This window comes from Myroides sp. C1519 (genome assembly GCF_038039755.1).
GTDB classification, from domain to species: Bacteria; Bacteroidota; Bacteroidia; order Flavobacteriales; family Flavobacteriaceae; genus Flavobacterium; species Flavobacterium phaeum_A.
In genome coordinates this window covers 81,276-101,631 of record NZ_JBBPHM010000006.1, presented here as the reverse complement: position 1 = coordinate 101,631, position 20,356 = coordinate 81,276, and the positions used below count along the sequence as shown (strand labels likewise).

The 20,356-nt window shown below is 30.9% G+C and carries 17 protein-coding genes; 13 read left to right on the top strand and 4 right to left on the bottom strand.

Going from position 1 to position 20,356, the window contains the following annotated elements; translation table 11 throughout:
• Nucleotides 1–39: 39 nt before the first annotated feature.
• A complete protein-coding gene (locus tag AABL81_RS05410) occupies nucleotides 40–1,449 on the bottom strand; it encodes a hypothetical protein (RefSeq protein ID WP_158211225.1) in 1,410 nt (469 codons plus the stop codon).
• A 178-nt stretch (nucleotides 1,450–1,627) separates the two neighbouring features.
• Between AABL81_RS05410 and AABL81_RS05405 the strand changes: the two genes are divergently transcribed.
• Both AABL81_RS05405 and AABL81_RS05400 read left to right on the top strand, forming a co-directional pair.
• Nucleotides 1,628–3,241, top strand: a complete 1,614-nt coding sequence (locus AABL81_RS05405) for an ABC-F family ATP-binding cassette domain-containing protein (protein ID WP_158211224.1) — start codon at nucleotides 1,628–1,630, stop codon at nucleotides 3,239–3,241.
• Nucleotides 3,242–3,618: 377 nt separating this feature from the next.
• On the top strand, nucleotides 3,619–4,074 hold the full coding sequence (locus AABL81_RS05400) for an META domain-containing protein (RefSeq protein ID WP_341340516.1): 456 nt from the start codon (nucleotides 3,619–3,621) through the stop codon (nucleotides 4,072–4,074).
• Between the two features lie 467 nt (nucleotides 4,075–4,541).
• Here AABL81_RS05400 and AABL81_RS05395 read toward each other — a convergent pair whose 3' ends face one another.
• The gene (locus AABL81_RS05395) at nucleotides 4,542–5,099 is read right to left on the bottom strand and encodes a GNAT family N-acetyltransferase (protein WP_341340515.1); all 558 of its coding nucleotides are present in this window, start codon (nucleotides 5,097–5,099) and stop codon (nucleotides 4,542–4,544) included.
• A 139-nt stretch (nucleotides 5,100–5,238) separates the two neighbouring features.
• Here AABL81_RS05395 and AABL81_RS05390 point away from each other — a divergent pair, with 139 nt between their 5' ends.
• The 4 genes from AABL81_RS05390 to AABL81_RS05375 all read left to right on the top strand — a co-directional run bounded on the left by AABL81_RS05390 (nucleotide 5,239) and on the right by AABL81_RS05375 (nucleotide 8,604).
• Complete coding sequence (locus AABL81_RS05390) at nucleotides 5,239–5,916, top strand: response regulator transcription factor (RefSeq protein ID WP_158211222.1); 678 nt, start codon at nucleotides 5,239–5,241, stop codon at nucleotides 5,914–5,916.
• 1 nt (nucleotide 5,917) lies between these two features.
• Nucleotides 5,918–7,195 carry a PorY family sensor histidine kinase gene (locus tag AABL81_RS05385; RefSeq protein WP_158211382.1) on the top strand — a complete coding sequence of 426 codons (1,278 nt, stop codon included), beginning with the start codon at nucleotides 5,918–5,920 and terminating at the stop codon, nucleotides 7,193–7,195.
• A gap of 66 nt (nucleotides 7,196–7,261) precedes the next feature.
• Nucleotides 7,262–7,711 carry a PepSY-like domain-containing protein gene (locus AABL81_RS05380; protein WP_158211221.1) on the top strand — a complete coding sequence of 150 codons (450 nt, stop codon included), beginning with the start codon at nucleotides 7,262–7,264 and terminating at the stop codon, nucleotides 7,709–7,711.
• A gap of 11 nt (nucleotides 7,712–7,722) precedes the next feature.
• Nucleotides 7,723–8,604, top strand: coding sequence for a PepSY-like domain-containing protein (locus AABL81_RS05375; protein ID WP_341340514.1), 882 nt, complete (start codon nucleotides 7,723–7,725; stop codon nucleotides 8,602–8,604).
• Nucleotides 8,605–8,662: 58 nt separating this feature from the next.
• Here AABL81_RS05375 and AABL81_RS05370 read toward each other — a convergent pair whose 3' ends face one another.
• Nucleotides 8,663–10,138: a LuxR C-terminal-related transcriptional regulator gene (locus AABL81_RS05370; protein WP_341340513.1), complete on the bottom strand. Its 1,476-nt coding sequence runs from the start codon at nucleotides 10,136–10,138 to the stop codon at nucleotides 8,663–8,665.
• Between the two features lie 870 nt (nucleotides 10,139–11,008).
• Here AABL81_RS05370 and AABL81_RS05365 point away from each other — a divergent pair.
• The 6 genes from AABL81_RS05365 to rfbA all read left to right on the top strand — a co-directional run bounded on the left by AABL81_RS05365 (nucleotide 11,009) and on the right by rfbA (nucleotide 17,506).
• Nucleotides 11,009–11,443, top strand: a complete 435-nt coding sequence (locus tag AABL81_RS05365) for an adenylyltransferase/cytidyltransferase family protein (protein ID WP_158211218.1) — start codon at nucleotides 11,009–11,011, stop codon at nucleotides 11,441–11,443.
• Between the two features lie 226 nt (nucleotides 11,444–11,669).
• A complete protein-coding gene (locus AABL81_RS05360) occupies nucleotides 11,670–13,067 on the top strand; it encodes a UDP-glucose 6-dehydrogenase (protein WP_341340512.1) in 1,398 nt (465 codons plus the stop codon).
• Between the two features lie 20 nt (nucleotides 13,068–13,087).
• Complete coding sequence (gene wecB / locus AABL81_RS05355) at nucleotides 13,088–14,206, top strand: non-hydrolyzing UDP-N-acetylglucosamine 2-epimerase (RefSeq protein WP_341340511.1); 1,119 nt, start codon at nucleotides 13,088–13,090, stop codon at nucleotides 14,204–14,206.
• 58 nt (nucleotides 14,207–14,264) lie between these two features.
• A complete protein-coding gene (gene wecC / locus AABL81_RS05350; protein WP_341340510.1) occupies nucleotides 14,265–15,476 on the top strand; it encodes a UDP-N-acetyl-D-mannosamine dehydrogenase in 1,212 nt (403 codons plus the stop codon).
• Between the two features lie 3 nt (nucleotides 15,477–15,479).
• Complete coding sequence (rfbB, locus tag AABL81_RS05345) at nucleotides 15,480–16,526, top strand: dTDP-glucose 4,6-dehydratase (protein WP_341340509.1); 1,047 nt, start codon at nucleotides 15,480–15,482, stop codon at nucleotides 16,524–16,526.
• 101 nt (nucleotides 16,527–16,627) lie between these two features.
• Nucleotides 16,628–17,506 (top strand): glucose-1-phosphate thymidylyltransferase RfbA, encoded by an 879-nt coding sequence (gene rfbA / locus AABL81_RS05340; protein ID WP_158211213.1) that lies wholly within the window; start codon nucleotides 16,628–16,630, stop codon nucleotides 17,504–17,506.
• A gap of 127 nt (nucleotides 17,507–17,633) precedes the next feature.
• Here rfbA and AABL81_RS05335 read toward each other — a convergent pair whose 3' ends face one another.
• Nucleotides 17,634–17,888, bottom strand: a complete 255-nt coding sequence (locus AABL81_RS05335) for a hypothetical protein (RefSeq protein WP_158211212.1) — start codon at nucleotides 17,886–17,888, stop codon at nucleotides 17,634–17,636.
• Between the two features lie 911 nt (nucleotides 17,889–18,799).
• Between AABL81_RS05335 and AABL81_RS05330 the strand changes: the two genes are divergently transcribed.
• Entirely contained in the window at nucleotides 18,800–20,353 is a 1,554-nt protein-coding gene (locus tag AABL81_RS05330) for a hypothetical protein (RefSeq protein WP_341340508.1), read from the top strand.
• The last annotated feature ends 3 nt before the right edge of the window (nucleotides 20,354–20,356 follow it).

Genomic DNA, 20,356 nt, shown 5'->3' with positions numbered 1-20,356 from the left:
AAAAAACGCCTCATTATATAATGAGGCGTTTTTTATTCTTTATTTCTTTAGTAAATCTTCAATGTTCTTGTCAAATATATTGACAAAAGGGTCTTTTAGCGAACCATCTTTTTCTAAAATCATACAACGTTGAATTTTAGTGATAATCCATTTATCTTTCATTTGGTTAAAATCACTTGATCTTAATTCTTTTATATTGTAATCTCGGTATCTTGGTAATAAACTTAGCCACTCTCCGTGATCTCCGTCAATGCAAATACCTAAAACATCAATATTAGGGTTTTCTTGCATTAAGCTATGTGCTCGTCTGTGAGCAGCATCAGCGTGAGATATACCATTTTTAGTCCAAAAGAAAACTAAAGTAGGTTTCTTAATTACTTTATTTATTTGAATATTGGTATTGCTTGCATCTACAAGAGGTACTTCAGGTAATTTATTTTCGTATTTCAAGTTTTGAATTGCTTGTTGAATCAAAATAATTTCATTGTGTTGATCCTCATCAGTTGAAAGTTCGAAATAACGTTCTAAAAACAAGTCGTTATTGTTGAGGTTTTGATCTTGTAACAAATAAATAAAAGCGATATTGTCAAATATAGCGTTTCTTACTTTTGTGTTTTGAATCAATGTATCTACAATATTTAATTTGTCGATATATTTATCATATCTGTTTTCAGAAATAAACTCTTCTTCAGATTCTTCTACAATCGAATTAAGCATAATAGCTAAATACTTAGTAAAAGAAGAGTATTTTAGAAGGCGCTCATCATTAAAATTTACTTTTTTTCTAAACCCAAGATAATCTGCAGGTAATTTATCTCTAACGTCATCGTTAGTACGTATGAAATGCAGGATAGGGTATAGTTCTTTTAAGGAATAGAAATGCAGGTCAAGTTTGGTTTTAGCGTATAAATCAAAACCGTCAGACCAGTCAATAATTGCTTTATTTCTTAAATAATAAGTAGTTCTTGCAGCGTGAACAGAATCAATGCGTTTAATAAATTGTTCAGGCGGTGTGTCAAAAGTACTGAATCGCTCACTTTCATCTAATATGTTTTTAACTGTTAGATTCATTAAGAAGTTATTCTTCTCCGCTCCTCTACCTGAAAATATAATAGAATGGTCAAAATCCTTTGAATTTAAGCGTAATGTTAGACTGTCGTTTTTATCAAAGTATACATATTGAAATTCTGGATTGTGTTTGTAGATATACATTCCAGGGGGTAGAGAATCAAACTTTTTATAAAATTTATTTTCTTTATCTAAAAATAAAGTGTCAATTACTTCGTTATCCTTACAGAAAAGAACAAAATTAGAAGTAGGGTTAATTATTTCGCCTTGGAAATGAGCAACAAAGTCGTCTTTTGCAAATTTCTCTTTACAAGAAGAGAATAAAGCAACAATGGGAATGACGAGATAAAGAAGTTTGTAGTTTAAAAAATTTGTACGCATTAGCTTAGTTGGTATGTATTACCATATTTAACAGTCTTACAGCAAATGTAAGTTTTACCTGTCTTTTTATTTGTTAATAGATGGTTAAAGTGTATCTGTTCAGTGATAAGTTATAATAAAAGATGTTTCTAAATATAAATTTATTAATTTTGCGGACAATATAAATCAAAATACTACGATGTTAACAGTTTCAAATCTGTCAGTTCAATTCGGAAAGCGAATTTTATTTGATGAAGTTAATGTAACCTTTACGCAAGGGAACTGCTATGGAATTATTGGTGCTAATGGTGCTGGTAAATCTACTTTTTTAAAAATACTGTCAGGAGAGTTTGATCCTACTTCTGGACACGTATCTTTAGAACCAGGAAAGCGTATGTCTGTTCTAAACCAAAATCACAATATGTTCGATGAATATACAGTATTAGAAACTGTAATGATGGGGAACAAAGATTTGTATTCGGTTAAGAAAGAAATGGACGAGCTTTACTTAAACTATACAGATGAGAATGCTGATAGAATAGGTGAGTTACAAATTAAGTTTGATGAAATGGATGGTTGGAATGCAGAATCTGCTGCTGCAACGTTACTTTCGAACTTAGGAATTACTGAAGACTTCCACTATACGTTAATGGCAGAAATGGATGCTAAATTAAAAGTACGTGTGTTATTAGCACAGGCTTTATTTGGTAATCCTGATGTGTTAATTATGGATGAGCCTACCAACGACTTGGATTTCGAAACAATTGGTTGGTTAGAGAATTTCTTAGCGCACTACGAAAACACTGTATTAGTGGTGTCTCACGACCGTCACTTCTTGGATGCTGTTTGTACGCATGTATCTGATATTGACTTTGGAAAGATTAACCATTATTCTGGTAACTATACTTTCTGGTATGAATCAAGTCAGTTAGCGGCTAAACAAAGAGCACAACAAAATAAGAAAGCTGAAGAGAAAAAAGCAGAATTAGAAGAGTTTATCCGTCGTTTTAGTGCGAACGTTGCTAAGTCAAAACAGGCAACTTCACGTAAGAAAATGATTGATAAATTGAATTTAGGAGATATTAAACCTTCTTCAAGAAGATACCCTGCGATTATTTTTGATCAAGATCGTGAAGCAGGAGATCAAATCTTGAACATTGAAGGACTTGCTGCATCTATTGATGGAGAAGTTCTTTTCAAAGATGTTGATTTGAATGTTGCAAAAGGTGATAAAATTGTTGTTATCTCTAAAGATTCTCGTGCTACTACAGCATTCTACGAAATCTTAAACGGAAAAAAACAAGCTGATGCAGGGAAGTTTGATTGGGGTGTTACAACAAGTCAATCTTATTTGCCAGTTGAAAACCACGAATATTTTGAAAATGATTTAACTCTTGTTGATTGGTTACGCCAATGGTCTAAAACAGAAGAAGAGAGAGATGAGGTTTTCGTACGTGGATTCTTAGGGAAAATGATTTTCTCTGGAGAAGAAGCATTAAAAACAGGTAGAGTATTATCAGGAGGAGAAAAAGTACGTTGTATGCTTTCTCGTATGATGATGGTAAGAGCAAATGTTTTAATGTTAGATGAGCCAACTAACCACTTAGACTTAGAGTCTATTACGGCTTTTAATAACTCATTGAAAAACTTTAAAGGAACTATTTTGTTGACTACACATGACCACGAGTTTGCTCAAACAGTTGGTACACGTATTTTAGAGTTGACTCCAAATGGTGCAATTGATAGATATATGACATTTGATGATTATTTAGATGATCCAAAAGTTAAAGAGCTTAGAGCTAAAATGTATTAAATTATAAGAATAAAAAGTGTTACTTCGGTAGCACTTTTTTTTTGCTTATCTGTGAGTGATGGTGTAGTGGAATTTATTGTTTAAATAAGAGGGAACGTTTAAAGATACAGAGTGTTTTAAAGGATACGAGTTTGTTTTATAGCCTATCAGTCTGACAAGTTTGACGGGTATTCTGAAGAATAACTTCTTTATAAGTATCATTTTTTGGTAATGTGAAGGTGTTTAATTTTTTCGAATTATTAAAATGAGATTCTGTTTGATTAGGATAAATTGTGACTTTAGGAAGAATAAATCTGTTATTTTATGATTATTTTTAGATTATCTAAATAGATAAAGTCTATTTTTGTTTAGAACAATAATCAAAAAAAAGAGAAGAAATGAAAAAGATAGCTTTAATGTTAGCAGTAGTTGCTGGAATGACAGTTGTAAGTTGTAAAACAGCAGGAGAAGTAAATAAAACTGTAAAAGAACAAAAAGTAACTATGGACCAAGCAAAAGAATTAGGGGGAGAATGGACATTGATTTCTATGAAATCAGAAGGAAAAGAATTAAAAGATTTGTTTCCAAGTAAGACTCCGAAGTTAAACTTTGAGATTGCGACAAAACGTGTGAATGGAAATGATGGTTGTAATAACATCATGGGAGAATATAGTGTAAAAGCAGGAAATGAAATCGTGTTAGGAGAGAAAATGGCATCAACAATGATGTTTTGTTCAGGTGTAGCAGATAGAGAATATATGCAAACTTTACAGTCAGTAACTAACTATGAAATCGTAGACGGTAAGCTTCTTTTGAAGTCAGGAAAAGAGATTGTACTTACATTTTCGAAATAAAACAGATAAATTTCAGAAAAAAAAATAAAAAGCCGTACTTAATGTATGGCTTTTTTTGTGTCATTTTATTTGAATATGTTAATTTACTTGAGTATTATATGTAAATAGTGTGATTGTTTTAGCAAAGTAAAAATTTACTACTAATGTCGATAATTATTGGTGGTTGATTGGTTTTAGGTAGTAAAAAATTATAATTTTGTCAACGCATAGGGGAATTGTGGGGACTTAGTACCTTATGCGATTTTATATCCCTTTCATGAAGTAAACATTTTCACTTTTGGCTAAGTATTTAGTGATGTTATTTATAATTAATAACGTTAATTGTTTATGAATGGGAAGGGATTTTTTATTTCTTCTTGAATAGAATAAGGCTTTAAAAGTGCATTGTGATATATTTTTTTCTTATTGATGTAATTTGTTGTGCCATTATTTAAAATATATTTTGTGTTACTCACATATTAATTACTTTAATTTTTATTTAAAATATATAGGTTCATCTTTTCATTCTTTACTTCAATTTGCTGTAGGTTTAAAAAACCTAATTTTTTCAAAAGTTTTATAGAATGATGATTAGTTGGGAGGGTAGTAGCTAATAGAGTATCGTATTTTTGCTGTATTTGTGCTTGTTTTACAATTATATTCGTCGCCTCGAATGCATAACCTAAATGCGTGTATTCTGGTAAAAAAGCAAAACCTAAATCGGGATAGTGTAAATATTCCCTTTTGATAATACTTATAAGTCCTATGCTTTTATTGGAGTTTTTTAGTTTTACAGTCCAGAATTTAAAATTACGATTATCTAATATACTTTGAATGTAGATTGCTGCTTCAAAGAGAGTATAAATATTTCTATTGCCAATATATTTTAACCACCCTTCAGTATTGACTAAATTAAGGATGAATGAAGCATCAGCATACGCCAATTCTTCAATATGAAGTCGGTGTGTGTGTAATTGTAGTGGAAACATTTCGATATTATGAATTACTAAGATATTAAAATTATGAGCTTGTAAAGAAGTAATCATTTCTGTTTGTACAGTATGGTATTTGGTGAAGTTTTGATATTTAAAGATATGAGTGTGTTTTATAATTTTCGTAAATTTTATTGTGTTAGACTTTTTTCTTTTCTGTAACTTGAATTAATTAAAATAAATAGGCGTAATAATGAAAATACTTGTGATTGAAGATGAACGTGAGCTACAAAATGTGATCGTTGAGTCTTTAGAGAAAGAAAGGTATGTGGTTGAAACAGCTTCAACTTACATAGAAGGTGAAGATAAGGTAGTTGGGTTTGATTATGATTGTGTGTTGTTAGATATTATGTTGCCAGATGGTAGTGGTATTGACTTGTTGCGTAGTATTAAAAATCAGGGAAAAGGAGATGCTGTTATTATTATATCAGCAAAGGATTCTATAGATGATAAAGTATTAGGCTTAGAGTTAGGGGCGGATGATTATTTGACAAAACCTTTTCACTTGTCTGAATTACACGCGCGTATTAAGTCTGTTTTAAGAAGGCGAAATCAAAATGGTCAGCAAAGTACAAAGTGGAATAATGTTGAAATATTTTATGATGATCGCTTAGTTTTAGTGGATGGGAAATCAGTTGTATTTAATAATAAAGAATTTGCTATGCTATATTATTTTGTGGTAAATGCTAATCGTTTGGTGACTAAAAGTTCATTAGCAGAACACGTTTGGGGAGATTATGTAGATGATGTGGATAGCCTTGATTTTGTTTATTCACAAGTGAAAAATCTTAGAAAAAAACTAAAAACAAGTAAAGCAGATTTGAACATACAATCTGTTTATGGTATGGGGTATAAATTGGTAAATGAATAAAATGAGATTACAAAACTATACATTAAAGTATTTGTCAATTGGGTTATTTGTAGTACTTACATTATGGGTATTTGTATTTTATGCATTTATGACAGATGAGGTGTACGACAACATTGATGATGGATTAAAAAATACCAAGATTGAAATAATTAAAAAAGCATATAATGATCCACAATTAAAAAGCGTTCAGTCTTTTGGAGCAAATGGCTTTAGAATTACTCCTTTGCCTGCAGGTGATTATTCGGTTAAGAATGTTTTTGAAACAAAGAATATTTATATGGAGTCAGATGATAATGAAGAACCTGTACGTATTTTGACCACAGTCTTTACGGATAAAAAGGGAGATAATTATAAATTAGAAATAAGTACTTCCACAATTGAAGCAGATGATTTACTTAGAGATTTTGGAATTTCTGTTTTAGCATTATATGTAATGTTGTTGGGGAGCATATTTATTATAAACTATTTTATTTTGCGTAAGGTATGGAAATCATTTTATCGCTTATTGAGCAATTTACAAGGGTATAGTTTTGGACAAAAAGTTGTAACCCAAGAAACAGCTACTCCGATTCGAGAATTTAATGATTTACAAGTTGAAATTAATAAATTGATTCAGCGTATTGAAAATACGTTTGATCAGCAAAAGATATTCGTGTCAAATGCTGCTCACGAAACACAAACACCTCTTGCTATTATTAGTAATAAGTTAGAGCTAATGATAGAAGAGGAGGGAGTAACAGAAAAGCAAATTGCGCAAATTGAATCAATTCACGATAGTGTGAGAAGGTTAGTTAAGTTAAATAAGTCCTTATTGATGTTGACTAAAATAGAAAATAATCAATATCAAGACATTCAGAAGGTTAATTTTAATGAATTAGTTTATGCTGTAGTTGGTGAATATGACGAATTATTAGAATACAAAGCAATTGCTGTAAAGATTATTGCCGATACAGAGCCTTTTGTTGTTTCAATGGATAGAGGCTTGGCTATTATGTTATTCCAAAACTTGTTGAAAAATGCTTTATTTCACAATGTAAAAGGTGGTGATATTGTAATCAAATTAGAGTCATCGAAAATGATTATTAGTAACAGTAGTATGTTAGAGGGGGCTTTAGATGAACAGTTGATTTACAATCGTTTTTTTAGAAGTTCTACAAATGAGCAATCAACTGGATTAGGTTTGGCATTAGTGGAAACAATTGTCAAAGTAACACCTGCTTTATCATTGCGTTATTACTACGATGGAAAACATCACTTCGAAATATTTTCTACAAATTAAATTATTCCCAATTCTTTCCAGATTGTGACTATACATTTGTCCTATAAAAAATAAGAAACAACAAGTATGAAAAAGTTTAAAAATTTATTGACAGTAGTGATGGTGGTAGTAGCAAGTTTATTTACTCAATCATCAATGGCGAGTGATACAATCATTTCAAAGCAACAATTACCTCAAAAAGCCCTTAGTTTTATTACTAATTACTTTAAAGGAAAGGAAATTAGTTACGTAAAACAAGATAAAGAATTGTTTTCTACATCGTATGAAGTACAATTTGTAGATCGAATGAAGGTTGAATTTGATGGAAAAGGAGAATGGGAAGAAGTAGACGGACGTAAGATGGCGATTCCAACTGGGTTTATCAATACGAATATTGTAAACTATGTGAAGAAGAATTTTGCAGGTGTTGATATTACAAAAGTTGAAAAAGGCTTTAGAAAAATTGAAGTTAAACTGAGTAACGGATTGGAATTAGAGTTTACAAAAGAAGGGAAATTTAGTAGAATTGACGATTAATAAGAAGTGATATGAAAAGAAATAATATTGTTTTAGCAGGTATATTAGCTTTGACGTTAAGTGTTACGGCATGTAAAAAAGAAAGTAGTGATAATGTAGCAGGAGTTGAAGTAAATGAAGGAGTAACGTTGCCAGATAGTATGTATAGTTTTATTATGTCCGTTTTTCCAAAAGTAGCAGTGAAAGAAACGAAAGAGTTGGGACAACCAAATTATTACGGATCTACGCATTCTGCAAACTTGGATAACAATATGAAGATTGACTTTGATAGGGAAGGAAATTGGACAGAAGTAGAAATGCTTGATAATTCAGCAATTCCTATGGAATTTTTACAAAAAGAAATACCAACCATATTAGCTTATGTACAATCTAATTATCCAAATGTTTCAATAATTGAAGTGGATAAAGATAGTAGAAGAGGATTTGAGGTGTCATTAAGTGATAATTTAGAATTAGTATTTAATCAGCAGCAAGAGTTTATAGGACTTGATCTTGATTTAGACCACGATGAACAAGTGGTAGAAGAAACAGAGATTCCGAAAGTAGCAAAAGAGTTTATAACTAAGAATTTTGGAGAAACGACAGTTGTATTAGTTAAGAAGGAATTAAATAGTAAAGAAGACGAATACAAAGTATATTTATCAAATGGTTATAAGATTGAGTTTGATAATATGGGAGAATGGAAAGAAATAAAAGGAAATCAAATGAATGATTTGCCAAATACGGTATTATTAGAGCGTATTGCTTCTTACATTAAGGCTAATTACAGTAGATATAAAACAGTGAGTATTGAGCGAGAAAAAGATCATTTTCAAGTAGAAGTTGAGAAAGGAGGAGAGAATTTAGAATTACTTTTTGACAACGCTGGAGTGTTTTTAGGTATTGATGACTAATACTTTTTGAAATATACAAATAAGGGCATACACGATGAGTATGCCCTTATTTGTATATTTAGACGTCTACTAAAGTCTCTTGTTGATTTAAAAGACTTTCTTTTAATAAAATAGTTTGACTTCTATTTTTGACATTAAGTTTAGCATATAAATTACTGACATGATGTTTTGTAGTACTCAGTGAAATTGATAAGTTTTCTGCTATTTCTTGATTAGCTAATCCTTCCCAAATACCAACAAGTACATCTGTTTCTCTATCTGTTAAAGCAAACTCTTCTTTTAATTGCATAATTATTTTTTCAATATTGGTCAATAGATTGTCTGCTTGTACTGGTGACTGTATAAAAAAAGAAGGGTTGTTTTTATGAGATATTGCCGCTTCTAATTTTTGTTGCTTTAACTCAAAAATATAATTCTTTATCTGATTACGGTACATTTGATTTTGCCTATTTAATTTTTCAATTCTCATTAGAATAAGTATGTTAATAGCTACAATACTTATTGACATAGTAATTCTAAGTGCATTTAAATGAAAAAAACTAAAATTAAAAATATCGTATGTTATTGACCAAGAATAACCTAAAACTTGAAAAACAAGAATAACAAATATACCGGTTAATATTTTCATATATATGTCTTTTTTAATTGCAGACAAAGAAATTAGAAAACCTATGATTGGTATTATTAAACAAGCGTGCTTTAGTATATGTAGATATAAATATTGGTCAGTAATAGTATATGAAATAGCTAATAAAATAGAAGTTAATGCTAATGTGGTTAAAATAAGTTTGATGATTTTTCCACTTTCTTTTAAACTTAGAAAATTATAAGTAAAGTAAGAAAGTAAAAAACTAATAATTGGAAAACTTAAAGTAATTATGTGTTTTAATGTATATTTTCCATCCGATAGAAAGTAAAACATTCCGTCTTCATGAAAAAATATTAATCCAATAGAGGCAAGTAGAAGACTAAAAATAATAAATGTTTGATCTTTTGAAATATAATAGAAACCCAAGTCAAGGAGTATTGATAAAATTATGAATCCGTAGTATACTCCAATTAAAATAAGCATACTGACTCCTGCACCTTTATAGGCACCTCTCTCTTTTAGTACAAATTGTTCTGCATTATTGAAATTGTGAGGAATCTTTAGGTATATATAAGGGGTGTGTGATTTAAAATGATGTTCAGGAAAACGCGTACTAATTCGGCTTCCATCAAGGTCATAGTTTGGTATTATTTTATTCCAATTCACTCCATCATTAACATAAAAATCGTAGTCTAAGATATGAGCACTTGGAAATTTAAAAATACAAGGTTTATTAATTTCGTTATTTTCTAATGTTATTCTTAACCATTTATAATTATTAATTTTTGTACTAATTTCAGTATTATTTTTTCCTGCTAAAGGACTGTATTGTAGGTTTTCAAAAAAAGTTATATCACTATTACTTTTTTGTGAATATGAAAATAAAGGAAATAACAAGAGTAACAAGATATAACTTGCTACTTTCTTTTGTAGTGGGGACTTCATAATTTATATTATACTGTTATTAATAAACAATTTATGCAAATAATGCGAGATTATTTCATATTTGCAAGAGGATTTCCGTAAAAGCTTATTTTTAATTAGTGAAAAAATAAAAAATATGATATATAATTTGTTGTTTTTTCAAAAAAAAGGTGAGTTTCTTAAGTGTTAAAAAACATAGTACTTTAGTATTAGTTTTTGCTTAACGAGTTGAATTTCAAATATGTGCGTAATTGTTGTTCATTTTAGAAGTAACTTTTTTAGTACTTTGGTCTTAGTGGTTAACATCGCAAACTGTATATATTTGTGATAGTTAAAAATGACAAATTTTTATACTGAGAGTTAAAATAGTTTTACCAAATTCAATTTAACTTTCACAGTTCTTTTCAAAAAAGAAACAGAATCCCCACTCTGTTTTACACCACAAGATATACCTAATATCTTGTGGTGTTGTTTTTCTTACATTTCTTATAATTCTATTTCCCTAAGAAAAATAGCTATTTCACAGAATTACTACTGTTTATAATTTTTATTTGATGTATTTTTGTCTTCCCAAATAAAAAAGGAGTTAAGTATAATAAATATATATATTAGATTGTAGAGGTTTTACACATTTTATGTATGTTTTTATCACTTTACAATAAGCCAGTTTGCAATACTATTTTTTATTGTTATAAAAACATATATTGTATAAAATAGTATTTTAAGAGAAGTTTTCAAGTGATGTCGTGTAAATTGGTCAATTATTACAGTTTTATTGTTTTTTGTCTAAAAATAACAAACTGTTTTAGTTTTTAAAATAAAATAATATTTAGTATTGGTTGATTTTTTGTAATAGAATATCATAAAAGGTCAAACAAAAATAAAAGGAATATGAAAATAGGAATAACATTTAGTGCTTTTGATTTATTGCACGCAGGACATATAAAAATGTTAGAAGAGGCTAAACGTGAGTGTGATTATTTAATTGTGGGTTTACAAACTGATCCAACATTAGATAGACCTGAAAAAAATAAGCCAACACAAACTGTTGTAGAAAGATATATTCAATTAAAGGGGTGTAGATTTGTTGATGAGATTGTGCCTTACGCAACAGAGCAAGATTTAGAAGATATTTTAAGATCTTTTAAAATAGATGTGCGTATTTTAGGTGATGAGTATAAAGATAAAAACTTTACTGGTCGTGCTTATTGTGAAGAGACAGGTATTGAATTACATTATAATAGAAGAGATCACCGTTTTTCAAGTAGTTCGTTAAGAAAAGAAGTAGCGGAGAAAGAAAATAGTAAAATTAGAAAAATAGGATAATCGAAAATACGATTAGATTTAAGAATTAATTTGTTTTAAAAAGAGTTTTACATCTGTAAGGCTCTTTTTTTGTTTAGACAAACAAGCTTTAAAAGTATGCGTTGTGCATTTCCTTTTGTATTTTTGATAACTCTTGTTTGTTGGAATTATATTGTTATATAATTTTATTATAGTGAAATTATATTTAAATAACGTTCATTCAAGTGTTTATAATTTAGATTATTTTATGAAAGAAATCAAAAAGATCTGTTGTATTGGAGCTGGATATGTAGGTGGACCTACAATGTCTGTTATAGCACAGAAAAATCCCCTTATCCAAATTACTGTTGTTGACCTTAACGAAGCGCGTATTGCAGATTGGAATGGGGAAGACTTGAGTAAATTACCTATTTATGAGCCAGGATTAGATGTAATCGTTGGTGAAGCAAGAGGTCGTAACTTATTTTTCTCTACTGAAGTTGATAAAGCAATTGACGAAGCAGATATGATTTTTATTTCTGTAAATACACCTACAAAAACTTACGGAAAAGGTAAGGGGATGGCAGCAGACTTAAAATACATTGAATTATGTGCGCGTCAAATTGCTCGTGTTGCAAAAACAGATAAGATTGTGGTTGAAAAATCTACATTACCTGTTAGAACAGCACAAGCTATTAAACGTATTTTAGATCAAACAGGAAACGGAGTAGAGTTTCAAATACTTTCAAATCCAGAGTTCTTAGCAGAAGGTACAGCAGTAACGGATTTATTAAATCCAGACCGTGTATTAATTGGAGGAGCAGAGACTATAGAAGGAAGAGAAGCAATGCAAGCTTTAGTAGATATTTACAGTGCTTGGGTTCCTACAGAAAGAATTTTAACTACAAACGTATGGTCTTCAGAGCTTTCTAAATTAACAGCTAATGCTTTCTTAGCACAACGAGTTTCTTCTATCAATGCAATTTCTGAGTTATGTGAAGTTTCTGGTGCAGATGTAAATGAAGTAGCAAGAGCAATCGGTACAGATAGCCGTATAGGAAGTAAATTCTTGAAAGCATCCGTAGGATTTGGAGGTTCTTGTTTTCAAAAAGATATTTTAAACTTAGTATATATTGCCCAAACGTACGGTTTAACAGGGGTTGCAAATTATTGGGAACAGGTAATCATTATGAATGACCACCAAAAAAGACGTTTTGCAGAGCGTATTGTTTCTACGTTATTCAACACTGTAAACGGTAAAAAGATTGCTTTCTTAGGATGGGCATTTAAAAAAGATACCAATGATACCAGAGAATCAGCGGCTATTTATGTGGCTAATGATTTAATGGAAGAAGAAGCAAATATTCACGTTTACGATCCAAAAGTAACAGAACAACAAATGTTGGCTGACTTAGATTATCTAAATACACGCAGTGCAGAAGCAAACGAAAAACACTTAACTGTTCACGCAAACCCTTACGAAGCTTTAAACGGAGCACACGGAGTAGCTGTATTAACAGAGTGGGATGAGTTTAAGGGTTATGATTGGCAAAAGATATATGACAATATGCAAAAGCCAGCCTTTGTATTTGATGGGCGTAGTCTTTTAGATCGTCAAGAATTAGAGAAAATAGGTTTTGAAGTTTATACTATCGGAAGAGGGTAGTTTAAAAGTATAAAAAAGAAATGAAAAAGAATTTAATTGTATTTGGTACAAGACCAGAAGCTATAAAAATGGCTCCATTGGTAAAAGAGTTTAAAAAGCATAGCGATAAATTTGATACACGAGTTTGTGTTACCGCACAACACCGCGAAATGCTTGATCAAGTTTTAGAGTTTTTTGATATCGTACCTGAATATGATATGAATTTAATGAAACCAAATCAGAATTTATATTCTCTAACAGGGGATATAATTAATGGTTTGAAAGATGTATTAGAAGATTTTAAACCTGATTATGTTTATGTACACGGAGATACAACTACTACAATGGCATCGAGTATTGCTGCTTTTTATAGTGGATCAGAAGTATGTCACGTAGAAGCTGGATTGCGTACGCATAATAAACGTGCTCCTTTTCCAGAGGAAATCAACAGACAGATTACGGGTAGAGTAACAGATTATCACTTTGCACCAACTGAAGCTTCTCGTGCTAATTTGCTACGTGAAAATATTGCTGAAAAAGATATTTTAGTTACAGGAAATACTGTAATTGATGCACTATTAGAAAGTGTAGAGCGCGTTGAAGATTTACAAAATGAAGAAATCGACAATTTAAAAACAATTGTTGATCCAAATAAGAAGTTAATTTTAGTAACAGGACACAGAAGAGAGAATCATGGAGATGGTTTTATTCGCATTTGTGAGGCCTTAAAAGAAATAGCTTTAACACATAAAGATGCACAAATTATCTATCCTGTACATTTGAATCCAAATGTAAAAGGACCTGTATATGAGATTTTATCAGGAATTGATAATATTCAATTAATCTCACCTTTGGCTTACCCATCATTTGTATGGTTAATGAACCAAAGTTTTATGATTATTACCGATAGTGGAGGGGTACAAGAAGAAGCGCCAAGTTTAGGGAAACCTGTATTGGTTATGCGTGATACTACTGAACGTCCAGAAGCTGTAGAAGCTGGAACAGTTATTTTAGTAGGAACGGATAAAGCTAAGATTGTAAACGAAGCGAATAGCTTGTTAACAGATGAAAAGCGCTATCAAGCAATGTCAGCTTTGCACAATCCTTATGGAGATGGAAAAGCGTGTGAGCGCATTGTGGAATTTATAGCTGAATTATAATACACGCAATTCATTGCGTTTTTGAAAAAAAATACAACAAACAAGATTTTATATACAAATGAAAAATACACAAGTAGTAACAATTGGTTTAGGGTACATCGGATTGCCAACTTCTGCTTTGATTGCACAAAATAAAATAGGAGTTCACGGAGTTGATATTTCACAACACGTTGTGGATACAATTAACGCAGGTAAAATTCACATTGTAGAACCAGATTTAGATAAGGCAGTGGCTCAGGCAGTAGCAGAAGGTTATTTAAAAGCGGCAACTACACCAATTGAAGCTAATACATATTTAGTCGTAGTTCCAACTCCTTTTAAAGGAAATCACGAGCCAGATATTTCTTATGTAAAAGCTGCTACTACAGCTATTATGCCTTTGTTAAAAGAAGGTGATTTGTATATAATTGAATCTACTTCTCCTGTTGGAACAACTGAAAAAATGATGGAATACATTTTTACAGAAAGACCAGAATTAGAAGGAAAAATATATTTAGCATATTGTCCTGAGCGTGTATTGCCAGGAAATGTAATGTATGAATTAGTTCACAACGACCGTGTAATTGGTGGGGTGAATGAAGAATCAACTCAAAAAGCAATTGCTTTTTACAGTCAATTTGTACAAGGAACATTACACCCAACAAATGCACGTACAGCTGAGATGTGTAAATTAACAGAAAACTCTTCTCGTGATGTTCAGATTGCCTTTGCAAATGAGTTGTCATTAATTTGTGATAGAGCGGGTATTAATGTTTGGGAATTAATAGAATTAGCCAATAAACATCCACGTGTAAATATTTTACAACCAGGATGTGGGGTAGGAGGACATTGTATTGCAGTAGATCCATATTTTATTGTTTCTGAATTCCCTATGGAATCTCGTATTATCGCACAAGCAAGAGAGATAAATAATTATAAATCATTTTGGTGTGCTGAAAAAGTAAAAACTACTCGTTTAGAGTTTGAATTGACAAAAGGACGTCAACCAGTGATTGCAATTATGGGCTTAGCATTTAAACCGAATATCGACGATTTACGCGAGTCTCCTGCTATTCATATTGCTGAGCGTGTATTGCAAGATTCAGGAGATGCGGATATGTATATTGTAGAACCAAATGTACAAGAACACAAAGTGTTTAAATTAACAGACTATAAAGTAGCTGTTGAGAAAGCGGATATCATTGTGTTTTTAGTTGCTCATAATGAGTTTAAAGAATTAAAATTAACTGATGATAAAGTAGTTTTAGATTTTTGTGGTATTAAGAAGTAACTAATGAAAAAGATTGTAATCACAGGAGGAGCTGGATTTATCGGTTCACACGTAGTAAGACAGTTCGTATTGAACTATCCTAATTACCAAATATATAATTTAGATGCCTTGACGTATGCAGGTAATTTAGAGAACCTGAGAGATATTGAAAATGCACCAAACTATACGTTTGTAAAAGGAGATATTACAGATGAGCAATTTATCAATGAATTGTTTCAAAAAGAACAATTTGATGGGGTTATTCACCTGGCAGCAGAATCTCACGTGGATAGATCAATTACAGATCCTTTGGCATTTGTGAAAACAAATGTAATTGGTACAGTTAATTTATTGCAAGCATTTAAAGGGCTATGGCAAGGTAATTTTGAAGGAAAGCGTTTTTACCACGTTAGTACAGATGAAGTATATGGCTCGTTAGGAGAAACAGGTTTCTTTTATGAAACGACAGCTTATGATCCAAATTCGCCTTATTCAGCCTCTAAAGCAAGTTCAGATCACTTTGTACGTGCGTATGGAGAAACGTATGGTATGCCGTATGTAATTAGTAATTGCTCTAATAACTACGGACCAAACCACTTTCCAGAAAAGTTGATTCCCCTGTGTATTCACAATATCATCAATAAAAAACCATTGCCTATTTACGGAAATGGAAAATATACTCGTGATTGGTTGTATGTAATAGACCACGCAAGAGCGATAGACGATGTATTTCACAAAGGAGGAAATGCGGAAACATATAATATTGGTGGATTCAACGAATGGCAAAACATCGACTTAGTTCGTGAGTTATGTAAACAAATGGACACAGTATTAGGTCGTGAAGTAGGAGAGAGTGAGCAGTTGATTACGTATGTAAAAGACAGACCAGGGCACGACTTACGTTATGCAATTGACGCAACTAAAATCAATAAGGAATTAGGATGGAAACCATCTGTTACGTTCCCAGAAGGATTAGCAAAAACAATAGAGTGGTATATGAATAATCAACAGTGGTTAGAGAATGTAACCAGTGGTGCTTATGCAGATTACTATAAAGAACAGTATAAATAAAGGGTTACTGTTAACGGTTTACAGAAATGTGAAAGTTAATTGTTTTCGTTTGACACAATATAAAGATACAATACTTTGCGTCTAAAAAAATAAAATCACGAATGAAAGGAATAATATTAGCAGGTGGAGCAGGAACGCGATTACACCCCTTAACATTGGCGGTGTCTAAGCAATTATTGCCTATCTATGATAAGCCGATGATTTACTATCCATTGTCAGTATTAATGTTGGCAGGGATAAGGGAAATTTTAATTATATCTACACCAAGAGATTTACCAAACTTTAAAAACTTATTTGGAGATGGTAGTCAATTGGGAATTTCACTAAGTTATGCAGAGCAACCAAATCCTGACGGATTAGCACAAGCTTTTATAATTGGTAAGGAGTTTATAGGAAACGATGATGTCTGTTTGATATTAGGAGATAATATTTTTTATGGTGCAGGTTTACAAGTAATGTTAAAGGAATCAATTCGTATAGTTACAGAAGATCAGAAAGCTGTTGTTTTTGGTTATTATGTTGACGATCCAGAACGATATGGGGTAGTTGATTTTGATAAAGAAGGGAATGTGATATCAATTGAAGAAAAGCCCGCTTTACCTAAATCAAACTATGCAGTCGTTGGGTTATATTTCTATCCTAATTCTGTCGTTCAAAAAGCTAAAGATATAAAGCCTTCAAAAAGAGGTGAAATAGAAATAACTGACTTGAATCTTAAATATCTTAAGCAAGAGCAATTAAAGTTGATTCCGATGGGACGTGGTTTTGCTTGGTTAGATACTGGTACTCACGAATCATTGACAGAGGCTACGGAATTTGTAAAAACTTTAGAAAAGCGAACAAGTTTAAAAATCGCTTGTTTAGAAGAAATTGCCTTGCTAAATAAGTGGGTTTTAAAAAGGCAAGTGGAAGATTCAATAAAAAATCTCAAAGGAGATTATTACGCATATATCCAAAAAGTACTCAATCGAATTGAGTAGAATAAAAAAAGCCTGAGTGGAAATTCAGGCTTTTCGCGTTAGTAAGGAATATATACTATTCTTGAAAATAGTTTTAGTTTAAACTAAATACTATTGTTATTATCAACATAAATATTTGGCTAAAATATTAATTGGTAGTTTGTTGATAAATATAATAATACTTGATTGTTTTCTTCAAAAACAGAAAGGAATACACACGTTGTTTCATTTTTTGAATTACGTAGTTGTGTTCGATTAGTTTCATATAAAGCTCATATGGTAAATATTCTACTTTTATGAAGTTTTCCCCTCTTTTTTTTGCATCAGCAAGCATCAGCAAGATTTCATCATAACGCTGGTTAACGTCTATCTGAGACGATTTTCTAAGACTTACAGTTTCCATTTTTAAAGAATTGGTGTTAATAAGGATTTGTTAGGTGTTTTGTGTTACTTACAAATATATGCTAAATAAATCTTCTTAAATCAAATGATTACTCAATAAAACATATAGTTCGCTGTTTTTAACAAAAAAGAAAATAGAAGTGTTTTAGTTGTGTATTAAGTGCTTTTTTAAAGTATAAATGTGTAAATATTGGTAATTGTTTACATAGTGTGTTATTTGATTTAATTATATCCTTTTTGTTAAGGATGTGAAAATTGAGTTATCACAGTCTTTTTTAAAGACTTTTAAAATATAATTCGCTTCTATTACAAAATTCTCGAATATCTTTTGCGGTTCTATGAGTAGAATTATATAGATGTATTGTTTTTTTCAAGCCAATGGTTAAACTTAAAAAAAGTGAATTATTGTAATTTTTTTGAAAATTTAAAAAGTTGTATAAATCAATAGTAAATGGAACTTTTTAAAGGTTTTTTGATCATTTAATTATGTACACTTTATTTGAGTAATTATTTGATTTTTATTTTTTTTTACATTTTAAATAAAGATTTCTTTTTATTTAGTCGGTTATAAAATGGGAATATTTAGATGTTGTACTTCTTTTTTTTGGTGTTTTTACACTTTTTTAAAAGGAGTTGGCTATAGTTGTATTTTATATTTTTTTTATTAAAAAACTGTTAAGAATAAAATATTTTGTTTTTTGGTATGATGATTGTTTTCAGGGGGAATAGTTCTGTTAATTGTAAAATTTACAATCTGGTTGTTAATTTATATTTTGTATATTTTAATTAAAATATAATATATTGTATATAATATTGGTTTGTTTGCTTTATTAATGTTAATTTTAATTAATCTGTATTAGTGGTAATTGTTGTGAGATTTCGCTTGTATAGTGTTAATATTTACCTTAGATCATGAATAAAATAAAAACAATAATTATAGTTTTTTTAGTGTCTTTATCAAATGTATGGGCACAAAATACGAATGTTAGTTTTCCTTTTTTCTTAACCCTTCAAGATGGTACTGATGTGCCTCAGGGGCTTTATTTACCACAAGGGGCAAATAATGCAACTTTTACAACTGAAGGATTGTTTTTAACCCCAAATAAATCAAGACAATTTGGTGCTATTTTAATGAAGGATATGTCTTTTACTTCAAGTAATGGTATAGAAATTAGTTTTGAATTTAATGTATATGGAGGTAGTGATCCTAATGGTACAGATGGTTTCATTGTTTTTTTATACGATGGTTCTATTCCGGATGAAGATATGTTTATGGGAGCAGGGGCTCGTTCTATGGGGTATGTATTTAATAGATCATCAGAGACTGCTCAAAAACAGTATAGACGAAAGGGTTTACCTGGAGCATATTTAGGTGTTGGATTAAATATGTCAGGGAATTATAAAAATCAAGTTTTTGGTAATGAGCTAAGAATAAATGGAATTAAGGGACATAAATGGAAATCACCCAAATCAGATATACCTGGTCCAAGTCATATTACTTTAAGAGGAGCTGAATATAAATTACCTGGGAGTGATGCTATGTTGGGATATCGTGGATATCCGGTACTAAAAACAGTAAGTACTTTAAAAACTGATACACAAACAGATGGTAGTGGAGAATTAAATGATGATGGTACTTATAATTTTGGTCCGAGTTTTTCAAAAGATACTTCTTTTAGCTTGCGAAATGGAGGTGTTGGGGATAATGAAAGTGATGATAAGTTTAGGAAAGCTTTTATTAGTTTAATTCCTCATAAAGAAGGAGGATTTAATATAAGTGTAAAAATTCAACACGGAAATCAGTTGTCAACTGTTATTGATAACTATCACTATAAAACGAAGATTACTTATTATGAAAATGCAGAAGGAAAATATAGTGATTTTGAAACAGATCCAAAATTGCAGAATGTAGCCGGTCCAGATGTGAAGTTTGAATTAGATTCATCAGTGCCAGAGCGATTGAAAGTTGGTTTCGCAGGTATTACAGGAGGGAGAACGGATGTTCATATGATTCGTAACTTATTGATTTCTGTTCCTTATGCAGCAGTTGCTACAGATAAAGATTTTGATGTTTGTACAACAACTATGTCTCAGTTTTATCCTTTCGAAAGAGATTATGCTTATGGTGGACATATTTCAGATCCAAAAGCAGGAAGTGACCTTATAGATCCTAATTCATTTGTTTTTTATCCAATAGAAGGTGGTGAATCGAGTGATGGACATCATTATTCTGATGAAAATGGATTGTGGAGTTATAATCCGAGAACAATGCTTATTAGTTTTCAACCTAAAGATAATTTTAGTAAAAATGGAGCAAAAGTTAGATACTCTATGAAGGGGATAACCGGAGGGCAAGGTGAGCCGTACGGAGAGGAAATGTATAGGTCAAATCCTGCAATTATTACGTTAACTCCTACAGAATGTTCAGTTTATGTAAATCCAAATTTACGTACTAAAAATTATTAGTAC